This window comes from Paludifilum halophilum (assembly GCF_002245355.1).
Classification (GTDB): Bacteria; Bacillota; Bacilli; order Thermoactinomycetales; family DSM-45169; genus Paludifilum; species Paludifilum halophilum.
Genome location: NZ_NOWF01000002.1, coordinates 378,954 through 400,581, shown reverse-complemented (window position 1 = coordinate 400,581; position 21,628 = coordinate 378,954). Strand labels below are relative to the sequence as shown.

The following is a 21,628-nucleotide window of genomic DNA, read 5'->3' as shown; positions in this document are numbered from 1 at the left end:
AGAGGATGTGACAACATGCAGAGGGAAATTACGCGGGATCAGTTGTGGATCGCGGCGGACCAGAAAAAGAAAGAGCGGGAGTACTGGTTGGAGAAGTTGTCCGGGGAATGGCGGAAGAGCCGTATTCCCTACGATAAAAAAGGGAGAGGCGAAGCCCCGGAACGGGAGGCATTGTCCCTCCGGTTTTCCGGGGAGACGCAAGCGGGCTTGTTGAAGCTGGCCAACGGGTCCGACTTGCGGTTGTATCTTGTCCTGTTGGCCGGTGTGTTTCTCTTGCTGAAGAAATACACGCGCCATACGGATCTGATCGTGGGGACACCGATTTTGCGGCAGGAACAGAGCGAGGGGTTGATCAATACGATCCTTCCGTTACGTACGGAGATCGGGGAGACAACGACATTCAAGGAGTTGCTGCCCCGATTGGGGCAAACCTTCCAAGAGGCCGTTGAGAATCAAAGCTATCCGATGGAGATTTTGGCGGAACAGTTGGGGCGAGCGAAGCCGGAGGAGGAATCCCCTCTTTTTGATACCGCGCTTTTGTTGGAAAATCTCCAAGAGGAACATTACCTCGAATCGGCCCGTCCCAGCCTCCTCTTTTCATTGGTGCGGAGAGAAGATTCCGTGGAAGGTGCTTTGACGTGGAACCCTGCCTGTTTTGAACGGGCCACGGTGCAACAGTTGGCGGATCACTACCGCTTTCTCATCGAGCAGGCTTTGCATAACCTCGATGAACCGGTTGCCGCTCTCCAGGTACTCTCCGACGCTGAACGGCGAAAAATCGCGTATCAGTTTAACCCATCCGACGTGCCCTACCCGAAGGAAAAGACATTGCCGGAACTGTTTGAAGCACAAGCCGCCGGGAAGCCGGGAGCGGACGCAGTGGTTTGCGGGGATGTCCGCTACACCTACGGAGAACTGAACGCCAAGGCCGATCGGTTGGCCTCCGTCTTGCGTGCCAAAGGGGTGGGCCGCGATCAGGTTGTGGGGTTGATGGTGGAGCGTTCCGCCGAAATCATCGTCGGTATATGGGGGATTTTGAAGGCGGGGGGAGCCTACCTTCCGATGGATTCCAAACATCCCGAAGAGCGGATCTCTTATATGCTAAAAGATAGTGAAGCGTTATTATGTCTGACCGATTCAGCGACAGAGGCGAGGATCCAAGGGGATTGGGAAACCCTCCGTCTGGATGCAAAGTTGCCGAATGCGTCGATTCAAGAAAATCCACCGTTCCACTCATCGGCGAAGGATCTCGCCTATGTCCTCTACACTTCCGGGACGACCGGAAAACCCAAAGGGGTGATGGTGGAGCACCGCAACGTCCATAATCTGGTTCACGGGTTGTATGAACGCGTTTATAAGCGATACGGCGAAGGTCTAAACGTATCGATGTTAAGCACTCATGTGTTTGATGCATCGGTTCAGCAAATGTTCCCGGCACTCTTGTTGGGCCATACGCTGCACATCGTTCCCGATGAAGTGAAAGTGGACGGCAGACGATTACTCTCTTTTTACAAAGAGAACGAGATCCATATTTCCGATGGGACTCCATCCCACCTTCGCCTGTTGTTAGAGACTTTGGGAGAGAAGAAAGTGGAGACCGGATCTCTCAAACATTTCCTCGTCGGCGGCGAGGCACTGCCGCAACAGGTTGCCGAGAAGTTCCGTCAGCGGTTTGAGCCGGTCGAGCCCACCATAACCAACGCTTACGGTCCTACTGAGTGTTGTGTTCAATCCACTTCGTATGACATCGATCCGGAGATGGGTGAGAAATATCAGACCGTGCCGATCGGTCGGCCGATGCCGAACGAATCCATCTATATTCTCGGCGAACATGGTGAGCTGTTGCCGATCGGCGTTCCCGGCGAATTGTGCATCAGCGGTGACGGTGTGTCACGGGGATATTTGAAAAGGCCGGAATTGACGGCCGAGAAGTTTGTCGATAATCCGTTTTTGCCGGGGGAGCGTCTGTATTGCACCGGTGATATTGCCCGCTGGTCGGCGGATGGGCAGATCGAATATATGGGCCGATTGGACCAGCAGGTTCAGATCAGCGGTCACCGCATCGAGCTGGAGGAAATCGAAAATACCTTGCGCAACTTCCGGTATCCGATGACAGAGGAAGGGTCGATCGGGGCGGGAACGGATGAGATGGACGACCGCCCCGACTCTTCACCTTTTCGGGATGTGGTGGTAGTGGATCGAGCCGATGAACAGGGAGACAACTACTTATGCGCATATATCGTGGCCGACGGGGGGATCGACACAAACGAGATACGCGGCTTCCTGGGCTGGCATTTGCCGGACTATATGATTCCCGCCTATTTTGTACAGTTGGACAACATTCCCCTCACCGTCAGCGGAAAATTGGACCGGCAAGCACTACCCGATCCGAAAAAAAGCGTACATGCCGGCTCCGGATATGTGGCACCGCGCAACGAGGTGGAACAGACCCTGGTCGGACTTTGGTCGGAAGTATTGGGCCTGTCTCCGGATCAAATCGGCATTCACGATCATTTTTTCGATCTGGGAGGCAGCTCCTTTAAAGTGGTTCAATTCGCCAACAAGATGAAGGAAGAAATGGGCCGGGAAGTTCCAGTTGTCCACCTGTTCCGTTATACAACCATCTCTTCCATCGCCAAGTATTTGCAGGGGGACGGAGATGCGGAAAAGGAGTTGGATCAAGTGGATGAAAGAACCGAGGATGCGCTGAATTCCCTGGAAGAAACGATGCAATTGTTGGGCGGTTCGGATCATGACCGATAAAAAAGGAAAGCGAACCGGATTGGAGATCGCCGTGATCGGCCTGGATGGGCGTTTTCCCGGTGCCCGGGATGTTGAGACGTTTTGGAGAAACCTTCAAAACGGTGTGGAGTCGATTACTCATTTTACCGATGAAGAACTGGCGGCGGCAGGTGTCGAACAGGAGTTGATCGATCACCCCGACTATGTCAAAGCTAAAGGGATCATCGATGATTACGATCATTTTGATGCATCGTTTTTTGGCTATACCCGGCGGGAAGCCGAGGTCATGGATCCGCAGATTCGCCTTTTCCACGAGTGTGTCTGGGGGGCATTGGAAGATGCGGGGTATGTTCCGGATACCCATCCGGATCCCATCGGTTTGTTTGCAGGTGCATCCTCCAATATTTACTGGCAGGCGATGACGATGTTGGCGCGTTCCGATAACGCATCGGAGCAATTCGCCGCGCTGCAGCTCACCGACAAGGATTTCATGAATTCCCGAACCTCTTACAAGCTGAATCTCAAAGGTCCCAGCGTCACGGTGGAAACCGCTTGCTCCACGTCGCTTTCTGCCGTTCATGCCGCTTGTCGAGCCTTGTTGACCGGCGACTGTAAGGTTGCTGTCGCCGGGGGTGTCACTGTGACGGTACCGAACAAGAAAGGTTACTTGTATCAGGAAGGGATGATCCTATCGCCAGACGGTCGTTGCCGGGCCTTTGACGCCGAGGCCCAAGGAACGGTCGGCGGTGAAGGATGCGGTGTGGTGGTGCTGAAACCCCTGAAACAGGCTTTGGCGGATCGGGATCACATCTATGCCGTCATTAAAGGATCAGCCTATAACAACGATGGGACGAGAAAAATCGGTTATACCGCTCCCAGCATTGAGGGGGAGGCGGAAGTGGTCCGTTCCGCGTTGAGGATGAGCCGGGTGGAGCCGGAAAGCATCTCCTATGTGGAAACACACGGAACCGGAACCTCCCTGGGAGACCCTGTGGAAATCGAAGCGCTGAAGCTGGCTTTTCAGACGGACAAGCGTCAGTACTGCGGGATTGGCTCGGTCAAAACCAATATCGGACATCTGGATGCGGCCGCCGGGATCGCTGGGTTGATCAAGACGGTTTTGGCACTGAAACATAAGCAGTTGCCTCCCAGTCTTCACTTTAAACAACCCAATCCGAAAATCGATTTTGCCGAAAGTCCTTTTTATGTCAATAATTCCTTGAAAAAGTGGGAGCACTCTTCTGATCCGCTGCGGGCGGGAGTCAGTTCCTTCGGGATTGGCGGTACCAATGTCCATGTCATTCTGGAAGAAGCTCCGGAACCCGAAAGATCGTCCCCTGCCCGGGAATCTTTGCTGTTTCCCTTTTCCGCCCAAACAGAGACCGCGTTGGAACAGGTGACCGATCGTATGCGCCTCTTTTTACAGGAGCGCCCGGAGACCAACTTGGCGGATTTGGCGTTCACCCTGCAAACCGGCCGCAAGCATTTTAAACACCGGAGGATGTTTGTCGCTTCCACTGCGGAGGAGGTATGGGACCATCTGTCCTCTTCTGTCTCCGACTTTCCGGAGAGTGCGTCGGCGGAGGGAAGCCCCCCGACGGTGACGTTGATGTTTCCGGGACAAGGCTCCCAGTATGTAAACATGGGGCGGGATCTGTATGAACGCGAACCGGACTTCCGGGAAGAGATGGATCGTTGCTTTGCTATCGTAAAGCCCCTGATCGGCGTGGATTTGTCGGAGGTTCTCTATCCGGAACAAGCAGACGGGGAAGCGGCGGAGCGCATCAAACAGACCGCTGTGGCCCAGCCCCTGCTGTTTATCTTTGAGTATGCCCTCGCCAAGCTGTTGATGAAGTGGGGAATCCCTGTCGAGCGAATGATCGGGCACAGCATCGGCGAATATGTCGCCGCCTGTCTGGCCGGTGTTTTCACCCTGGAAGATGCTCTGGCGCTGGTGGCTTTGCGGGGAAAATACATGCAGAGCATGCCGGAAGGTGCGATGTTGAGTGTGCCGATGCGGGAAGAGGAGTTGGCGGCGGAGCTGTCGGAAGGACTGGAGTTGGCGGCGGTCAACAGTTCCCAGCTTTGCGTCGTCTCCGGAACAAAGGCTGAAATCAATGCTTTGGCACAGCGATTGGAGGCAAAGGGGATTTCCGTCGGAAAACTGCATACCTCCCATGCCTTCCATTCCCGTATGATGGACCCGATTCTGAAGGACTTCCAGGACGCTGTGAGCCGGGTTCGTCTGAATCCGCCGCGCATTCCCTATATATCCAATCTGTCCGGCACCTGGATTCGCCCGGAGGAAGCGACGGACCCCGCTTACTGGGCGAAACAGTTGCGGCAAACGGTTCGGTTCGCAAAGGGTTTGGACCGGCTTTGCTCGGAAGAGCATGCGGTTTTTCTTGAAGCGGGTCCCGGCAATGCCCTGAGTATGTTCGTCCGGAAGCATGAGGCTCACCGGAAGGAGCAGACCGTACTCAACCTGGTTCGTCATCCCCGCGAACAGGAGCGGGACAGCCGCTATTTGTTGCAACGTGTGGGACGTCTCTGGCTCACCGGAGTGGAGATCGACTGGAAAAGCCTTCATGACCGTGAACGGCGCAATCGACTCTCTCTCCCGACTTATCCCTTTGAAAGACAACCGTATGGGATGGAAACGGTCCCGCTTGACCGAATGAAAGCGGAGGTGGCTTCCCGGACGGTCGCTTCTTCCTCCGTGAACGGCCGGAAAAAAGCGGATCCCGATGGTTGGTTTTATGTCCCTTCCTGGGAGCGTACTGAATGGCCCCGGCCCGATGTGCAGAATCGTTTCCGGTACCTTCTTTTATTGGATGAGCATGGACGGGGGGAGGAGTTGCAACATCGTTTGGAACAGTCGGGGCATCAGGTTGTCACCGCCCGGATCGGAACGGACTTCGCCTTGAGCGGCAACCGTTCTTATGTCCTCAATCCGGTGAATGACGACCACTTTCGACAGTTGCTGGAGTCTCTGCGGGAAAAAGGCGGACTGCCGGACCGGGTCATTCATCTGTGGGGGATGGGTGAGGATCGCAGGATGGATCCGGACACGCTCGATCCCCTGCTGGAACGCGGCTACAGCAGTATGTTATCACTGGCCCGAGCCTGCGGAGATTTCCCGGATCACCCCATCCGTTTGACTGTCGTGACGGACCGAATGCAAGAGGTGACGGGGGAGGAACGGCTGAATCCGGTGATGGCCACCGTTCTCGGTGCTTGTCGGGTCATTCCGCAGGAATACGGTCATATTCGGTGTACCAGTCTCGATCTGGCATGGCCTGAACCGGGGAATGGACAGCAAGATCGCCTGATCCAGCGACTGCTCGCTGAGCTTCAGACTGAAACCGCCGAGGAAGTGATCGCCTACCGGGGACAACGCCGCTGGGTGCACACGGTCAAGCCTGTCGCTCCGGGGAGAGCGAAACCGGGTGAGCGGCCGTTGCGTCAAGAGGGAGTTTACCTGATCACAGGCGGTCTGGGCGGGATGGGATTGACACTGGCGGAATATTTAGCGAAAGAGGTCCGTGCGCAGCCGGTTCTGATCGGGCGCACCGCCTTCCCGGCCCGTCATGAATGGTCAGCGTATCTTCAGGAGCGGGGGGATGATGATCCCGTATCGCAAAAGATCCAACAACTGATGGCCATTGAACAACACGGTGTCCGCCCCTTGATCTTGAGCGCCGATGTCAGCGATGAAGAGCAGATGAAAGCGGCCGTTGCCCAAGCTGTCGATCACTTTGGAGCGATCCACGGTGTGATCCATGCGGCGGGGGTGCCGGATGGAGCTGTCATTCAACGGAGGAGCGGCGAGCTGGAAAAAAGCGTCCTCTCTTCCAAAGTCAAAGGAACCCTGGTCTTGGAACGGGTATTGGAAGGCATTCGATTGGACTTCTTTGTACTCTATTCTTCCTTGGTATCCGTACTGGGAGCCATCGGTCAAGTGGGATACGTTGCGTCCAACACCTTCCTCGATGCCTATGCCCATTACCGGTGTGCCAACGGATGGGGGCACACGGTTTCGATCAATTGGGATCGCTGGCGGGAAGTAGGGATGGCGGCGGCATCGGAAAAAGAGTTGGCCAGTGCACTGTTGACGGATGATCCATCCCGGATCCAGGAAGAGACGGAACGGAGTTTGTCGCCTTCCCAAGGCGTTGAGGTATTTGAACGCGCCCTGCAGGGGGATCAAGCCCAGGTGATGGTGTCCACCCATGATTTGGCGGAACGTTTACAAGTTCAAACCCCGACGGGGCTTTTGGATACGGATCCGGAAAAAAGAGACGAGACCATCGAGCCGGCTCCTGGTGAAACCGATATGGAAAAAGGGGACCTGGAACAGTCGTTGGCGGCTATTTGGAAGGACTATTTCGGGATGGATCATGTGGGAGTCCACGATAATTTCTTTGAAATGGGTGCTACCTCGTTGGACTTATTGCAATTGAACGCAAAAATCAAAAAGGCGTTGAACCGGGAGGTTCCGACGGTGATGATGTTCACCCACCCGACGATCCATTCATTGGCTCAAGCGCTTCTTCCGAAGGAAACCGGACAGCAGGAGGGCGTTCAAAAGCAGGAACGATCCGAGATCATCGATGAAGGGAAGAATCGGCGCAAACAGCGACTGAGAAGAAGAGGATAGAGGGAATGGAGGGGACGATTCATGGACGGAAACAACAGCGAATTTGCGGAAACCGGTTTGGAAGTAGCCGTGATCGGGATGACCGGACGGTTTCCAGGTGCGGCCAATATCGACGAGTTCTGGCATAACTTAAAAAACGGCGTGGAATCCACCACTTTTTTTACGGAAGAAGAGTTGGCCGAAGCCGGAGTGGATCCGGAACTGCTGCGACATCCGCAATATGTTCGGGCAAAAGCCATGTTGGAGGATGTCGAATCCTTTGATGCCGATTTTTTTGACTATACACCGAGGGAAGCGGCCCTCTTGGATCCTCAGTATCGCCTGTTGCATGAATGTACCTGGGAAGCGATGGAGCATGCCGGTTATAATCCCGAAACCTGTACAGGGCTGGTCGGGTTGTATGCCGGAGCGTCCAATAATTTGTACTGGATGTCGCAAAATCTTTCCCCTTCGCATAATCCGGCCGACCAGTTTCAAGTGATGCACTTGAATGACCCGTCCTTTGCCACTCGCCTTTCCTACAAGCTGAATCTCAAGGGGCCCAGCGTTTCCGTACAAACGGCCTGCTCCACCTCTCTGGTGGCCATTCACTTGGCCTGCCAGGGATTACTCGGCGGGGAATGCGACCTGGCCCTGGCGGGCGGGGTCTCGGTGACCCTTCCCCATCGATCAGGCTATCTCTACCAGGAAGGAATGATCCACTCCCCGGACGGGCATTGTCGGGCCTTTGACGAACAGGCCGGGGGTACGGTTTTCGGTGAAGGGGTCGGTATGGTTGTTCTTAAGCGTCTGAAGGACGCTGTCGAAGACGGTGACACGATTCATGCGGTGATCAAGGGTTCGGCGATGAACAATGACGGGAACCGCAAGGTGGGTTATACGGCTCCCAGTACCGGTGGACAGACGGACGTGATCCGGGCCGCCCATCAGATGGCGGAGGTCGAACCGGAAAGTATCAACTACATTGAAGCCCATGGAACGGGAACAGTGCTGGGTGATCCGATTGAGGTCGAGGCCTTGCAACTCGCCTTTGATACCGATCGAAAAGGGTATTGCCCGATCGGATCGGTCAAAAGCAACATCGGGCATCTGGATGCAGCGGCGGGAGTAGCCGGATTCATTAAAACGGTATTGGCTCTGAAGCATCAGCAGATTCCGCCCAGTCTCCATTTTCATAACCCCAATCCGAAAATCGATTTTGCCAACAGTCCGTTTTATGTCAATACCGAGTTAAAACCGTGGAGGAACGATCCTTATCCGTTGAGGGCGGGGGTGAGCTCCTTTGGGCTGGGTGGAACCAATGCCCACATCGTGATGGAGGAGTCGCCGGTGCGAAAAACCTCTGATGCGGGAGGAACCCGACCGCAGCTGATTCCGCTGTCCGCGAAGACGGAAGCGGCGTTGGAACGGGCGGCCGGCGATTTGCATCAATTTATACAGGATCACCCGGATGTTTCGTTGGCGGATCTCGCCTTCACTCTGCAAATGGGGCGCAAACATTTCAAGTACCGCCGCGCTTGGGTCTGTGCAGATGCTCCGGAGTTGGCCCAACGGCTTTCCGGACCGGTTTCCGAAATCACCCAGGCCCACGGGATGGGGCAGGATGCTAAAAACGTGGTCTTCATGTTTTCGGGTCAGGGGAGTCCGTATATCCGGATGGGACTCGGTTTGTACCGGGAGGAACCCGTTTTCCGCCGAGAGGTGGACCGCTGTATCGATCAGGTCCAGCCGTCCGTGGCCTTGGATTTGAAAAGTTTCCTCGATCCCGAGGATACCGGACCAGAGCAGGCTGAGGCGATATACCGCACGGATATCACACAACCGCTATTGTTCATCTTTGAGTATGCTTTGGCCCAATTGCTGAAATCGTGGGGAATCCGACCGGATGCGATGATCGGTCACAGCATCGGGGAATATGTGGCCGCTTGCCTGGCGGGTGTCTTTTCCCTGGAGGATAGTCTCCGTCTGGTTGTTCTGCGGGGAAAGCTCATGCAGTCCAGACCTGCGGGGGCCATGCTGGGTGTGCCTCTTTCAGAGAAAGACCTGCGTCCATACCTGTGTGACGGTCTATCACTGGCGGCAGTCAACGGAAAAGCCCAATGTGTCGTATCCGGGACCCATGAAGCGATTGACGGACTAGCCCGGCGATTGGAAGAGGAAGGGCACCAGACACGGAAACTGCGTACCTCCCATGCTTTTCATTCCGATATGATGGATGACGTGTCGGAGCGATTGGCTGAGGAAGTGGGACGTCTGAAACGGGAGAAACCGTCCATTCCCTATATCTCCAACGTGACAGGGACCTGGATTACCGGGGAAGAGGCGACCGATCCGGATTACTGGGCAAAACACCTGCGCCATACCGTTCGTTTTGATGACGGCCTGGACGCCTTGTTGCAAAAGTCAAACACCGTCTTTGTCGAGGTCGGTCCGGGGAACACGCTCAGCGGTTTGGTTCGCAGGCATCCCGCCAGAAAACCGGATCAACCGGCGTTCAACATGGTCCGACATCCCCGGGAAACACAACCGGACTTTCGGTATCTCCTCAACCGGGTGGGACAGCTTTGGTCGGCGGGAGTTTCTTTGGATTTTACCGCCCTGCACGATGGAGAAAAACGATCCCGCATTCCGCTGCCGACCTATCCTTTTGAAAAACGCCGTTTTCCTCTGGAGGGAAAAGCGCCCGAAGGGGAGTCGCCTGATACGGAGGCCGTATCCCGCACTCCAGCCCGGGAACGCAGGAAGCCGAGGGAGGTTCCCTCATCGCTGTCGGATATGGAAAACACGATCACCGAAGTGGTAAAGGGCCATTTCGGATTTGATCAGGTCGGCAAGAATGAAAATTTCTTTGAGCTGGGAGCCAGTTCTCTGGACATCACACAGTTGGCTTCGAAATTGAGCGGCGTGTTCGGTCGGGAAATTTCCACCGTTACCCTGTACGAATATACCACCATCCATGCTTTGGCCGAACATTTTCACCGGGAACAGCCGGTGAACCAACCGGAACGGGTTCAAGTCAAACGTTCATCCCGGTCCTCTGAAGCGGGCGGAACATCGACAGGTCGACGGGATGGATCGGAAATCGCCGTGGTGGGGATGTCCGGACGTTTTCCGGGAGCCAAGAATCTGGATGAATATTGGAGAAACCTGAGTCAGGGTGTGGAATCCATCTCCTTCTTCAGCGATGAAGAGTTGCGGGAATCGGGGATCGATCCCGCCTTGATTGAAAACCCGAACTATGTAAAAGCAAAAGGAATCCTGGAAGAGATCGATTTATTTGACGCCAACTTTTTTGATTGTTCCCCCCGGGAAGCGGAAATGATGGACCCGCAGTTCAGGATGTTCCAGGAATGTGCCTGGGAAGCTTTGGAGAACGCCGGCTGTGATCCGGACCGCAGTCCGGGCCAGATCGGGGTGTATGCCGGGACAACTCCCAATTTACCGTGGATTACCCGGTTTGCCTCGCTAAACGGTACGGAACAATTCGGGTCGATGCTTCTGAACGACCGGGAATTTTTCAGTACGTATATGGCTTATAAACTGAATTTAAAGGGACCGGGTGTGACGATGCAGACGGCCTGTTCCACTTCGCTGGTCAATATGGTCATGGCCTGTCAAGGGTTGTTGACGGGAGCCTGTGATGTCGCATTGACGGGAGGGGCGACTGTCAGCCTCCCGCAAAAAGCGGGCTACTTATACCAGGATGGCATGATCAACTCTCCGGACGGCCATTGCCGCGCCTTTGACGAGGAAGCCGCGGGGACAGTATTTGGCGACGGTGTCGGTGTCGTGGTCCTGAAACGGTTGGAAGACGCCATCGCGGACAGAGATTGCATTCATTCCGTGATCAAAGGGTTTGGGCTCAATAACGACGGGAACCGCAAAGTCGGCTTTACGGCACCCAGCGTTCAAGGGCAGGCGGAAGTGATCCGCGACGCCTACAAGATGGCGGGTTTTTCCCCGGAGACGATCACTTACCTCGAAGCCCACGGAACAGGAACGGAAATGGGGGACCCGATCGAGATCGAGGCTTTGAAACAGGCTTTTGGCACCGATAAAACCGGATTTTGCCGAATCGGGTCGGTGAAAACCAATGTCGGGCATCTGAACAGTGCCGCCGGGATCGCGGGATTGATCAAAACGGTGTTGGCGATGAAACATCGTCAAATTCCGCCTAGTCTGCATTATAAAAAGGCGAACCCCAAGATTGACTTTGCCAACAGTCCATTTATCGTCAATACGGAATTGACACCGTGGGAAAGCGACGGATCACCCAGAAGGGCCGGAGTCAGTTCCTTCGGGATCGGAGGCACCAATGCCCATGTGGTGTTGGAGGAAGCTCCTTCATTGCCGTCAAGCGGGGAGAGCCGTCACCATCAGCTGCTGTTTCTCTCGGCAAAGACGGAGACGGCCCTTGAGAGCAGGACCGAACAGCTCATGGAATATTTCAAAGAAAACCCCGCTGTTCCTTTGGCGGATGTCGCCTATACACTGCAAGTCGGGCGCAAACCCTTTCCGTACCGCAGAGTGTGGATGGCTTCCCAAGACGATGAAGGGACCAAGATTCCGGAGGATCCGGCCGGAGACCGGGTCATGACCGCTTGGGTCAAAGAACAGAGCCGACCGGTCACCTTTCTGTTTTCCGGACAGGGCTCCCAATATCTTGATATGGGACGGGAATTGTACGAAACGGAAGAAGTCTTCCGGCAGGAAATGGATCGCTGTTTTGCCATTGTTCAACGTCTGTTTCACACTGATTTGCAGGAAATTATGTATCCGGCGGCGGGTGGGGACCGCCAAACCGTGGCGGAAAGGTTGAATCGGACGGAGATGGCACAGCCGGCCTTGTTCGCCTTTGAATACGCCCTTGCCCGACTGTTGATTTCCTGGGGCATCCGACCGGACTCGATGATCGGCCACAGTATCGGTGAATATGTGGCGGCGTGCCTGGCGGGAGTGTTTTCCCTCGAAGATGCCCTTCGGCTGGTCGTTTTACGCGGCCGATGGATGCAGGAGATGCCGTCGGGCAGTATGCTCAGCGTACCGCTGGCGGAAGAAAATCTGCGGCCATATCTGGGAAGAGAAACCTCCTTGGCGGCTGTCAATGCTCCGGGGCTCTGTACAGTGTCCGGCCCCGATGCGGCTATCGCTTCTCTGGCCGAAAAACTGTCCCGGGAAGGGATTCAGTCCCGTCCTTTGCATACGTCCCATGCCTTCCATTCCCATATGATGGCTCCGATCCTGGACCGATTTAAACAGGCTGTCGGAGAAATCCCCCGTGACGCGCCCCGGATTCCCTTTGTCTCCAACATGACCGGGACGTGGATCACGGCGGAAGAGGTGACGGATCCGGATTATTGGGCCCGGCATTTGCGGGGAACCGTCCGGTTCGCGGACGGGTTGGATCCGGTGTTGCGGGATGAAAACGCCGTTTTGGTGGAAGTGGGACCCGGAAACACGCTTTCCACCTTTGCGCGCAAGCATGCCGGGAAACAACCGGACCATGTGATTGTCAATCTCGTTCGTCACCCGCGGGAAAAGGTTTCCGACAGCTTTCACCTGCTGCAAAAGCTCGGGCGTCTCTGGTTGGCAGGCTGCGAGATCGATTGGAACGGTTTTTATCGAAACGAACAGAGAAATCTTGTCACCCTGCCGACGTATCCCTTTGAACGCCAACGTTATTGGATCGACGAGCAACCGGACGGAGTTGACGGATGGGCCGGAAACCGCTCCGCTTTGGACCGAAAGAAACCGATGAATGAATGGTTTTACATTCCCTCCTGGGACCGGACGTTGTTGCCCCCAACCGGGGAGATGCAACAGACCGAGGATGGCGCATGGATGGTGTTGGATGACCGGAGCCGAATCGGCGCGGAGCTGGTGGAACGCTTGAGACGGGAAGGAAAACAGGTGATCACAGTCCATGTCGGTCCGGCATTTGCTCAGCGGTCGGAACATGATTTTGAGTTGGATCCCGCTGATGGAACCCAGTATGAAACCTTGTGCCAAGCATTGCGGACACAAGGGGTTGTTCCTTCCCGCATCCTGCACCTATGGGGTGTCTCCCGGGAGTCCGGATCGGACGAAAACCGTGATATCAACCGGTGGCAACAGCGGGGTTATTACAGCTTAGTCTTTCTTGCCCAAGCCGTCACCCGTCAGCAGGTGACGGATGAATGCAAGATCTTTGTCCTTACGAATCAAATGCAGGAAGTGACAGGCGCTGAAACGATTTGTGCCGAGAAAGCGACGGTACTCGGTCCTTGTAAAGTGATTCCGCAGGAGTACAGCCATATCCAATGCTGGAGTATCGACATCGATCTTCCATCTGCCGGTTCCTGGCGAGAGGAGGAGTTACTCGGACAATTACTGGCTGAACTGAAGCATCCTTCCACCGATCGCATCATCGCCTACCGTCACCGCCATCGTTGGGTACAGCGGTTTAAACCGGTGGAATTGCAGAAAGCCGAAGCTTTGCCGGGACAGATTCGGCCGGAGGGCGTTTATCTGATTACAGGCGGTCTCGGCAGTATCGGTCATATATTGTCCCAACTGCTGGCGAAAAAGGGACGGGTCAAACTGGTGCTGACCGGCCGCAGTTCCGTTCCGAACCGGGAGGAATGGGAGGACTGGATCGACCGGCACGGAGAGGATGAGGAAACCTCCCGAAAAATTCGCAAAGTACAGCGGTTGGAAAGCATGGGGGCAGAAGTCAGCGTGATGCAGGCGGATGTCTCTGATGAAAAGAGAATGAGAGAAGTCGTTGCCGAAGCGGAACGGCGCTATGGCCGCATTCACGGTGTCTTCCACGCGGCGGGCCTGCCGGGAAGTACCTCTTTCCGGGCGATTGAAGAGATTCCGAAGAACATGGAGGAAGACCAATTTCAATCCAAAATATACGGTCTTCATGTGTTACAACGCGTTTTACAAGGGAAAGATCTCGACTTTTGCCTGTTGTTCTCCTCGGTGGCCTCTTTACTTGGCGGACTCGGCTTTTCCGCCTATTCCGCGGCCAATCTCTATATGGATGCCTTTGTGAAACGGCACAACCAACAGGAGCGGGTGCCTTGGATCGGCGTGAACTGGGATGCGTGGCAGTTTTGGGGAGAACACACTTCAACCCTCGGGGAGTCCCTGGCGGAATTGGCGATCCAGCCGGAAGAGGGAGAGGAGCTGTTTGAGTACGTGTTGGCCGCCGATGGATTTCATCAGCTGGTCGTCTCCACCGGTGATCTGCAGGCGAGGATCGACCAATGGATCACCATGAACAGAGACCGGGCGGAAGGCGGCGATCCGTCGCGAAGCACCTCTTCCAATGCAAGGCCGGATTTGTCTCACCCTTATGTCGAACCCCGAAACCAAATGGAAAAGACGTTGGCGGAAATTTGGAGTCAGTTCCTGGGGATGGACCAGGTAGGGATTCATGATAATTTCTTTGAGCTCGGAGCGAGTTCATTGGACATTATCCATGTCACCAACCGCTTGAATGAAAAGCTGGGAACGAATGTGGCGGTGGTCACCCTGTTCACTTACCCGACAATCCTGTCTTTAGCGGAACATTTAAGTCAAGGAGAGGATGAGGAGGATCCAGATTCGGAAGAAGAATCGGAAATGTACGAGATGATGAGTAAAGGTAAAAAACGCCTGCGCAATCAGCGCAAAAAGAGGTTGAAGGGAGTGTGAAGGCTTTGAAAAAAACCGAGGAGACATACACAGGATCCGAAATCGCGGTCATCGGGATGTCGGGTCGGTTTCCGGGCGCCAAAAGTGTAACGGAGTTCTGGGACAATCTGGTCAACGGTGTGGAGTCTATTTCATTCTTCACCGACGATGAACTGAGAGAAGCGGGAATCAGCGAGGAACGGCTGGCTCATTCCCGCTATGTCAAAGCTAAGGGAGCGCTCGAGGATGTAGAGACTTTTGATGCGGCGTTCTTTGACTACACTCCTCAAGAAGCCATCATGATGGATCCCCAGTTTCGCCTTTTGCATGAATGCACCTGGGAAGCTCTTGAAGATGCCGGTTACAGTCCCCAATCCTATAAAGGGATGATCGGACTGTATGCCGGGGCCGCTTTCAATTCCCAGTGGATCATGCGTGCTCTCCAACAGAATCAATCCGGGGATTCCGACACATTGGAGGCTGCGGTTCTCAATTTACGCGACTATTTCAGCACATTGGTATCCTATAACCTCAATCTGAAGGGCCCGAGCTTCACGGTACAGACGGGGTGTTCCACATCTCTCGTTGCCATTCACCTCGCGGTACAGGCCCTGTTAAGCGGCGAATGCAGCATGGCTCTTGCAGGAGGCGTCTCGATCAATCTCCCGAAAAAGTCGGGTTATCTGTACCAGGAGGGAATGATCAATTCCCCCGACGGCCACTGCCGTGTATTTGACGCCGATGCCGCCGGAACCGTATTCGGGGATGGGGCCGGCATCGTCGCACTGAAGACGCTTGAAGACGCGTTGGAGGACGGGGATCATATCGATGCTGTGATCAGAGGTTCGGCCATCAACAATGACGGAAATCGAAAAGTCGGTTATACGGCTCCGAGTACCAAGGGGCAGATCGCGGCGGTCCGATCGGCCATCCATGTGGCCGAGGTGGAGCCGGACAGTATCTCTTACATCGAGGCCCATGGTACAGGTACGACCTTGGGCGATCCGATTGAGATCCAGGCTTTGAAGGAGGCGTTTCAAACCGATCGGCGCGGGTTTTGCCGGATCGGTTCCGTCAAGTCTAACGTCGGCCATTTGAACAATGCGGCAGGGATTGCCGGTTTCATAAAAACCGTGCTGGCAATGAAACACCGATTATTGCCGCCGACCTTACATTATCAAAGGCCCAATCCCAAAATTGATTTTGAAAACAGTCCGTTTGTCGTCAATCAAGAACTCACCCCTTGGCACAGTGAGGCGTATCCCTTGCGTGCAGGGGTCAGCTCATTCGGGATCGGCGGTACCAATGCCCATATCATTCTGGAAGAGTCACCGACGGCCGCTTCATCCCCGGAGGAACGGGACTGGAAGCTGTTATTGCTGTCGGCCAAAACGCCGACGGCTCTCACCCAAACAACGGACAACCTGCGTCATTATCTGGAAAGCCATCCCGATACCCGTCTGGCTGATGTTGCTTATACATTGCAAGTGGGACGCGAGCATTTCCCTCACAAGCGAATGATCGTATGCAGAGATACCCCCCATGCTTTGGATCTCTTGCGTTCGGTCGATTCCGAAGGGGAACGAACCGGTGTATCCGATACGGACCGCCGGCCGGCGGTGTTCATGTTTTCCGGTCAAGGATCTCAGTATGTCCGCATGGGCTTGGATCTGTACCGGTCGGAACCGATTTTCCGGCAGGAAGTGGATCGTTGCCTGGAAATGGCGGGAAATGTTGCAGGCGAAGATTTGAAAAAGGTGCTTTATCCGAAAGAACCCGGAGAAGCGGTTTCCGACATTCAGCGTACCGATATAGCGCAACCGGTCTTGTTCATCTTTGAATACGCCCTGGCTAACATGTTGATGCAATGGGGGATCCGGCCGAAAGCGATGATCGGCCACAGCATCGGAGAATTTGTGGCGGCCTGTCTGTCAGGCGTGCTGTCGCTGGAGGATGCCCTTTCACTGGTAAAACTGCGAGGGAAGTTGATGCAGGAGATGCCGGCGGGTTCCATGCTCAGTGTCTCCCTGGATGAAGAGGAGCTGAAGCCTTATCTGCATGAGGATCTCTCCCTTGCCGCAGTCAATGCTCCTACCCTCTGTGTGGTGTCGGGTCCGGATCCGGCCATTCGGGAATTGGCTCAGCAGTTGTCTGAAGAAGGACGGGAATACCGACTGTTGCATACCTCCCATGCGTTCCATTCTTCGATGATGGAACCGGTTCTGGATCGATGGGAGGCGGCAGTGGCCGAGCTGAAGTTGAACCGCCCCGAAACCCCCTATATTTCCAATGTAAGTGGGACCTGGATCCGCGATGAGGAAGCGGTCGATCCCCGATATTGGGCGAAACAACTGCGAGAACCGGTTCGATTTATGGACGGTCTCCATACATTGATGGATGATGTCGATCCCTTCTTTATCGAAGTCGGACCGGGAAATACGTTGAGTACGTTTGTGCGGAGTACAGGGGAACAGGCCGGCACTTCGGCGGTGGTCCATCTGGTTCGCCATCCGCGGGAAAATGTTCCGGATCATTACCATCTCATGCTTAAGCTCGGCCGCCTGTGGCTGAACGGAGTTTCCATCGACTGGAACGGGTTTTACGGGGATGAACAACGTCAACGGGTATCTTTGCCGACTTATCCTTTTGATCGCCGGCGTTATTGGATTGAGGAACGTTCTTCGTCTCCCTATGAGAACCGTCAAGTGGAGTGGCAAAAGGCGGCAGAGCAGACGGCCACGGCTGTTACCGAGGATGCTGAACCGGCTGTGACTGCCAACCCGGTGGAGAAGAAGCTGGTGGAAATTTGGGAGGAACTCTTTGGCATACGCGGAATCGGACTGAAGGATCACTTTTTCGAAATCGGCGGCCATTCTTTGAAAGCGACGACCCTGATCAGTCAGATCCATAAAGAGCTGAACGTGGAAATCACCTTGTCCGATATTTTTAATCATCCAACGATCCAATCGCTGGCCCAACACATCGAAGGACTGGATGAAAAGAGCTATCTGGAGATCGAACCGGTGGAGAAAAGGCCGTATTATCCGGTTTCCTCCGGACAACGGCGCACCTATATCATCCATCAACAGATCGGTGATGTCACCACCTACAATATGCCGATGGTGTTGCTCGTTACCGGTCGTCCGGACATCAAGCGGTTTGAAGAAGCCTTCCGCCGATTGATCCGGCGTCATGAATCGCTGCGCACCTCCTTCGACTTTATCGATGGGGAGCCGGTGCAGATCGTTCACGATGCATTTGATTTTTCCATTGAATGTATGGAAGCGGACAAAGAAGAACTCGATGAGATCATCCGCGGGTTTATCCGGCCCTTCGATTTGCAAAAAGCTCCTCTGATCCGTGTCATGTTCGTTCAAATGGCCGAAGAGAAATACGCCTTGCTGGTGGATATGCACAACATTATCTCTGACGGCACTTCGATGAATGTATTTATCAGGGAGTTTTCGGAGCTTTATAAAGGGGCGGACCTGCCGGAGTTACGGATCCAGTACAAGGATTATGCCGAATGGCAGCGCCGCCTCTTCCAGTCGGAGATTATGCAAAGACAGGAAGCCTATTGGCTGGATCGGTTTTCCGGAGACCCGCCTTCATTTCCCATGCCTCTCGATTATAAGCGCGAGGATCATCAGACGTTCCTGGGTGAGACGGTCAAGTTTTCGATCCCCCGAAAACAGGTCGAGACGCTGGAGGAGATCGGAAAACAACACAATCTTACGATGAACGTCCTGATGTTCAATCTGTATACACTGTTGTTAAGCCGCTATACCGGTCGAGAAGATCTGGTCATCGGTTCTTTGGTCGCCGGTAGACGCCATGCCGATGTTGAGAATATTATCGGGATGTTTACCAACTTTTTGCCCATTCGCTTGCAGGTGGATCCGGACCGAACATTCCCAGAGTTTTTGGACCGGACCAACCAAGTGTTGATCGAAGCGTATGAAAATCAAGATTATCCCTATGACAAGTTGGTTGAAAAACTGCGTTCCAAGTTGCCGGCCAACCGAAATCCGTTGTTTGATACCATGTTGATTTACCACAATGAATATGATCCCGATACGGTCCTGGAGGTTGATGGTTTAGATTTTGACACTTACGAATTCGCCAAGGGCATTTCCAAGCTCGATTTTAAGCTGGATGTGGTCAAAGAGGTCACCGGCGAACTCAAATGTGTTCTGCAGTACAACAAATCCCTGTTTCGATCCGGGACGATGGAGCGGATGGCCCGCCATTTCCTCCAGCTTGTCGAGGAAGTGGTTGACGATCCGGAGCGAAAATTGAAGGACATTCCCCTGTTGACGGCGGAGGAGGAAGAAGAAATGGCGGCCAAGCGGGAAGTGGACGATCCGCCGCAACAGAGGGAGACCTTGACGCTGGCTGTCAGTTCCACCTTTACTGCGGACCCGCTGGCGGATCATCTGATTTGGTGGGGGCGCCGGTTCGGCTGGGAAATCGATGTTCGGTTCGCTCCCTACAATCAGGTATTCCAGGAGCTGCTGGACCCTTCCAGCCTGCTGTCCACGAACCGGGGGGCCAATCTATTGATGGTGCGTTTTGAAGATTGGTTGCGGGACGATTCCTCGGAGGAACAGGTACAATGTCGGAAACTGGAGCGGAACTTCAAAGAACTGGTCGATATCCTGGAACGTAAGGATCCAACCGTACCTTACTTTGTCGCCGTCTTTCCTGTATCCACACACCTTTCTCTGAGCCCGTCCGTGAAGGAACATCTGGATTTCATGACCCGGCGGTGGAAAGAGATCCTCAAGGAGAAGGAAAACGTCCATGTGGTTGACTTGACGGACTTAAAGGACCTGTATCAAATCACGGATATCTTCCATCCGGGAACCGATCAGGCGGGTCATCTGCCGTTTACGGATTCGTTCTATGCAGCGATGGGAACGACGGTGGCACGTCACATCATTTCTTTGAAGCCGGCCCCGTTTAAAGTGATTGCCCTCGACTGCGACCATACGCTGTGGCGGGGCATCGTCGGTGAAGAGGGTCCGCTGGGAGTCAAAGTGGAGCAGCCGTTCCTCGAGTTGCAAAGATTCCTGTTGCAAAAACAGCGAGAAGGGATGTTGCTCGTCCTTTGCAGCAAAAACAATGAGGCGGATGTCTGGGAAGTGTTTGAACAGAACCCGCAGATGGTTCTGAAAAAGGAACATCTGGCCGGCTGGCGGATCAATTGGGACCCCAAATCGGCCAATATGCAAGAGTTGGCGGAGGAACTCAACCTGGGACTGGACAGTTTTATCCTGCTGGATGACAATCCGACGGAATGTCTGGAGATGATTCATCGCTGTCCGGAAGTGCTCAGCTTACAATTGCCGGAGGATCCCGTGCAAATTCCGATGTTTCTGCGACATGTCTGGGCGTTTGACCGCCTCCGGGTGACATCGGAGGATCGTCACCGTACCGAACGATATCTCACCGATCGACGCCGGCAACAAGCACAGCGGGAAAGTCTGTCTTTGCAAGAGTTTTTGCGGGGTCTCGACTTGAAAATGAGTATGTACCCGATCCAACCGGAGCAATGGCCGCGCATTGCCCAGATGACCCAGCGGACCAATCAGTTTAACCTCAGCTCGATTCGACGGGACGAAAGGGAAGTGAAACGTTGGATAGAGTCGCCGGAGACGAAGGGTTGGGCCATTGAAGCGGCCGACCGTTTCGGGGAATACGGAGTGGTCGGTACGGTTTTCGCCCGGCAGGAGGCGGATACGCTGCAGATGGACACGTTCCTGCTGAGTTGCCGCGTACTGGGCAAGGGGGTCGAAGATGCTGTTTTGGCCGGTTTGCGCCACTATGGCGAAAAACAGGCGATCACTGAACTTCGGGCCCGGTGGATCGCTACGGATAAAAATCAACCCTTCCGTCAATTTCTTGAACGCACCCGGTGGGAAAAAACGGACGAGGGGCAGGGTTATATCGACTTCCGTCTGTCTTTACAACAGATTCCGGAGAAAATCGACTTTATCACTTGCTCCTATGACACACCGTTGTCGGCTACAGCCCGGGAGACAGTGAGCCGTGGGGAGAGGGAGGAAAGAAACGCTCCGTCAACTTCGGGGCCGGCGGCTGGAGCGCCTGCCGATTCAGATATTCGCCGCTGGGACGTATGGCTTCAGGATCACCTTCTGCACCGGCCCTACCTTTTGCCTTTGGAAAAGAATACAGCGGAGAAATTACTTGCTTTGCCGGTTCGCGGAGAGACCGCACCGATGATTTCGGAAATCGATCCCCCCACCAATGAACTGGAAGAAGTTCTTGTCGAAATCTGGAAAGAGATCCTTCAGCTTCAGCAGGTGGGCATCCACGATAATTTCTTTGAACTGGGCGGGAACTCGTTATTAGCGATCAAGCTGGAAGTGGAACTGGAGTCCCGGGGTCTGGCCGTGGAAAATCTGGATGTCAAAAGGGCTCAAACGATCCGTCAAATGGCGTTGCTCTTGTCGGAACATCTCCATTAAAAAGGGTTCGGCCATCCTTTCGCCGAAGAGTATGTATTCGGAGAAAGGATTCTTCCCAACCATGAAACGGAAG

4 protein-coding genes are annotated in these 21,628 nt (G+C 54.5%); all 4 read left to right on the top strand.

The features are described from left to right. The first annotated feature begins 15 nt into the window (after window positions 1-15). The 4 genes from CHM34_RS04795 to CHM34_RS04780 are packed head-to-tail and all read left to right on the top strand — an operon-like array spanning window position 16 to window position 21,555. The gene (locus CHM34_RS04795; RefSeq protein WP_094263433.1) at window positions 16-2,763 is read left to right on the top strand and encodes a non-ribosomal peptide synthetase; all 2,748 of its coding nucleotides are present in this window, start codon (window positions 16-18) and stop codon (window positions 2,761-2,763) included. Then, window positions 2,753-7,402 carry a type I polyketide synthase gene (locus CHM34_RS04790; RefSeq protein ID WP_094263432.1) on the top strand — a complete coding sequence of 1,550 codons (4,650 nt, stop codon included), beginning with the start codon at window positions 2,753-2,755 and terminating at the stop codon, window positions 7,400-7,402. Before CHM34_RS04795 ends, CHM34_RS04790 begins: the two co-directional genes overlap by 11 nt. Before the next feature lie 21 nt (window positions 7,403-7,423). Next, on the top strand, window positions 7,424-15,085 hold the full coding sequence (locus tag CHM34_RS04785; protein ID WP_094263431.1) for a type I polyketide synthase: 7,662 nt from the start codon (window positions 7,424-7,426) through the stop codon (window positions 15,083-15,085). Beyond that, window positions 15,082-21,555 (top strand): HAD-IIIC family phosphatase, encoded by a 6,474-nt coding sequence (locus CHM34_RS04780; RefSeq protein ID WP_439116312.1) that lies wholly within the window; start codon window positions 15,082-15,084, stop codon window positions 21,553-21,555. Before CHM34_RS04785 ends, CHM34_RS04780 begins: the two co-directional genes overlap by 4 nt. Window positions 21,556-21,628 lie beyond the last annotated feature (73 nt).

Coding starts and splice junctions, on each gene's coding strand:
- CHM34_RS04790 (WP_094263432.1), top strand. CDS start 2,753: ATGACCGATAAAAAAGGAAAGCGAACCGGATTGGAGATCGCCGTGATC.
- CHM34_RS04795 (WP_094263433.1), top strand. CDS start 16: ATGCAGAGGGAAATTACGCGGGATCAGTTGTGGATCGCGGCGGACCAG.
- CHM34_RS04785 (WP_094263431.1), top strand. CDS start 7,424: ATGGACGGAAACAACAGCGAATTTGCGGAAACCGGTTTGGAAGTAGCC.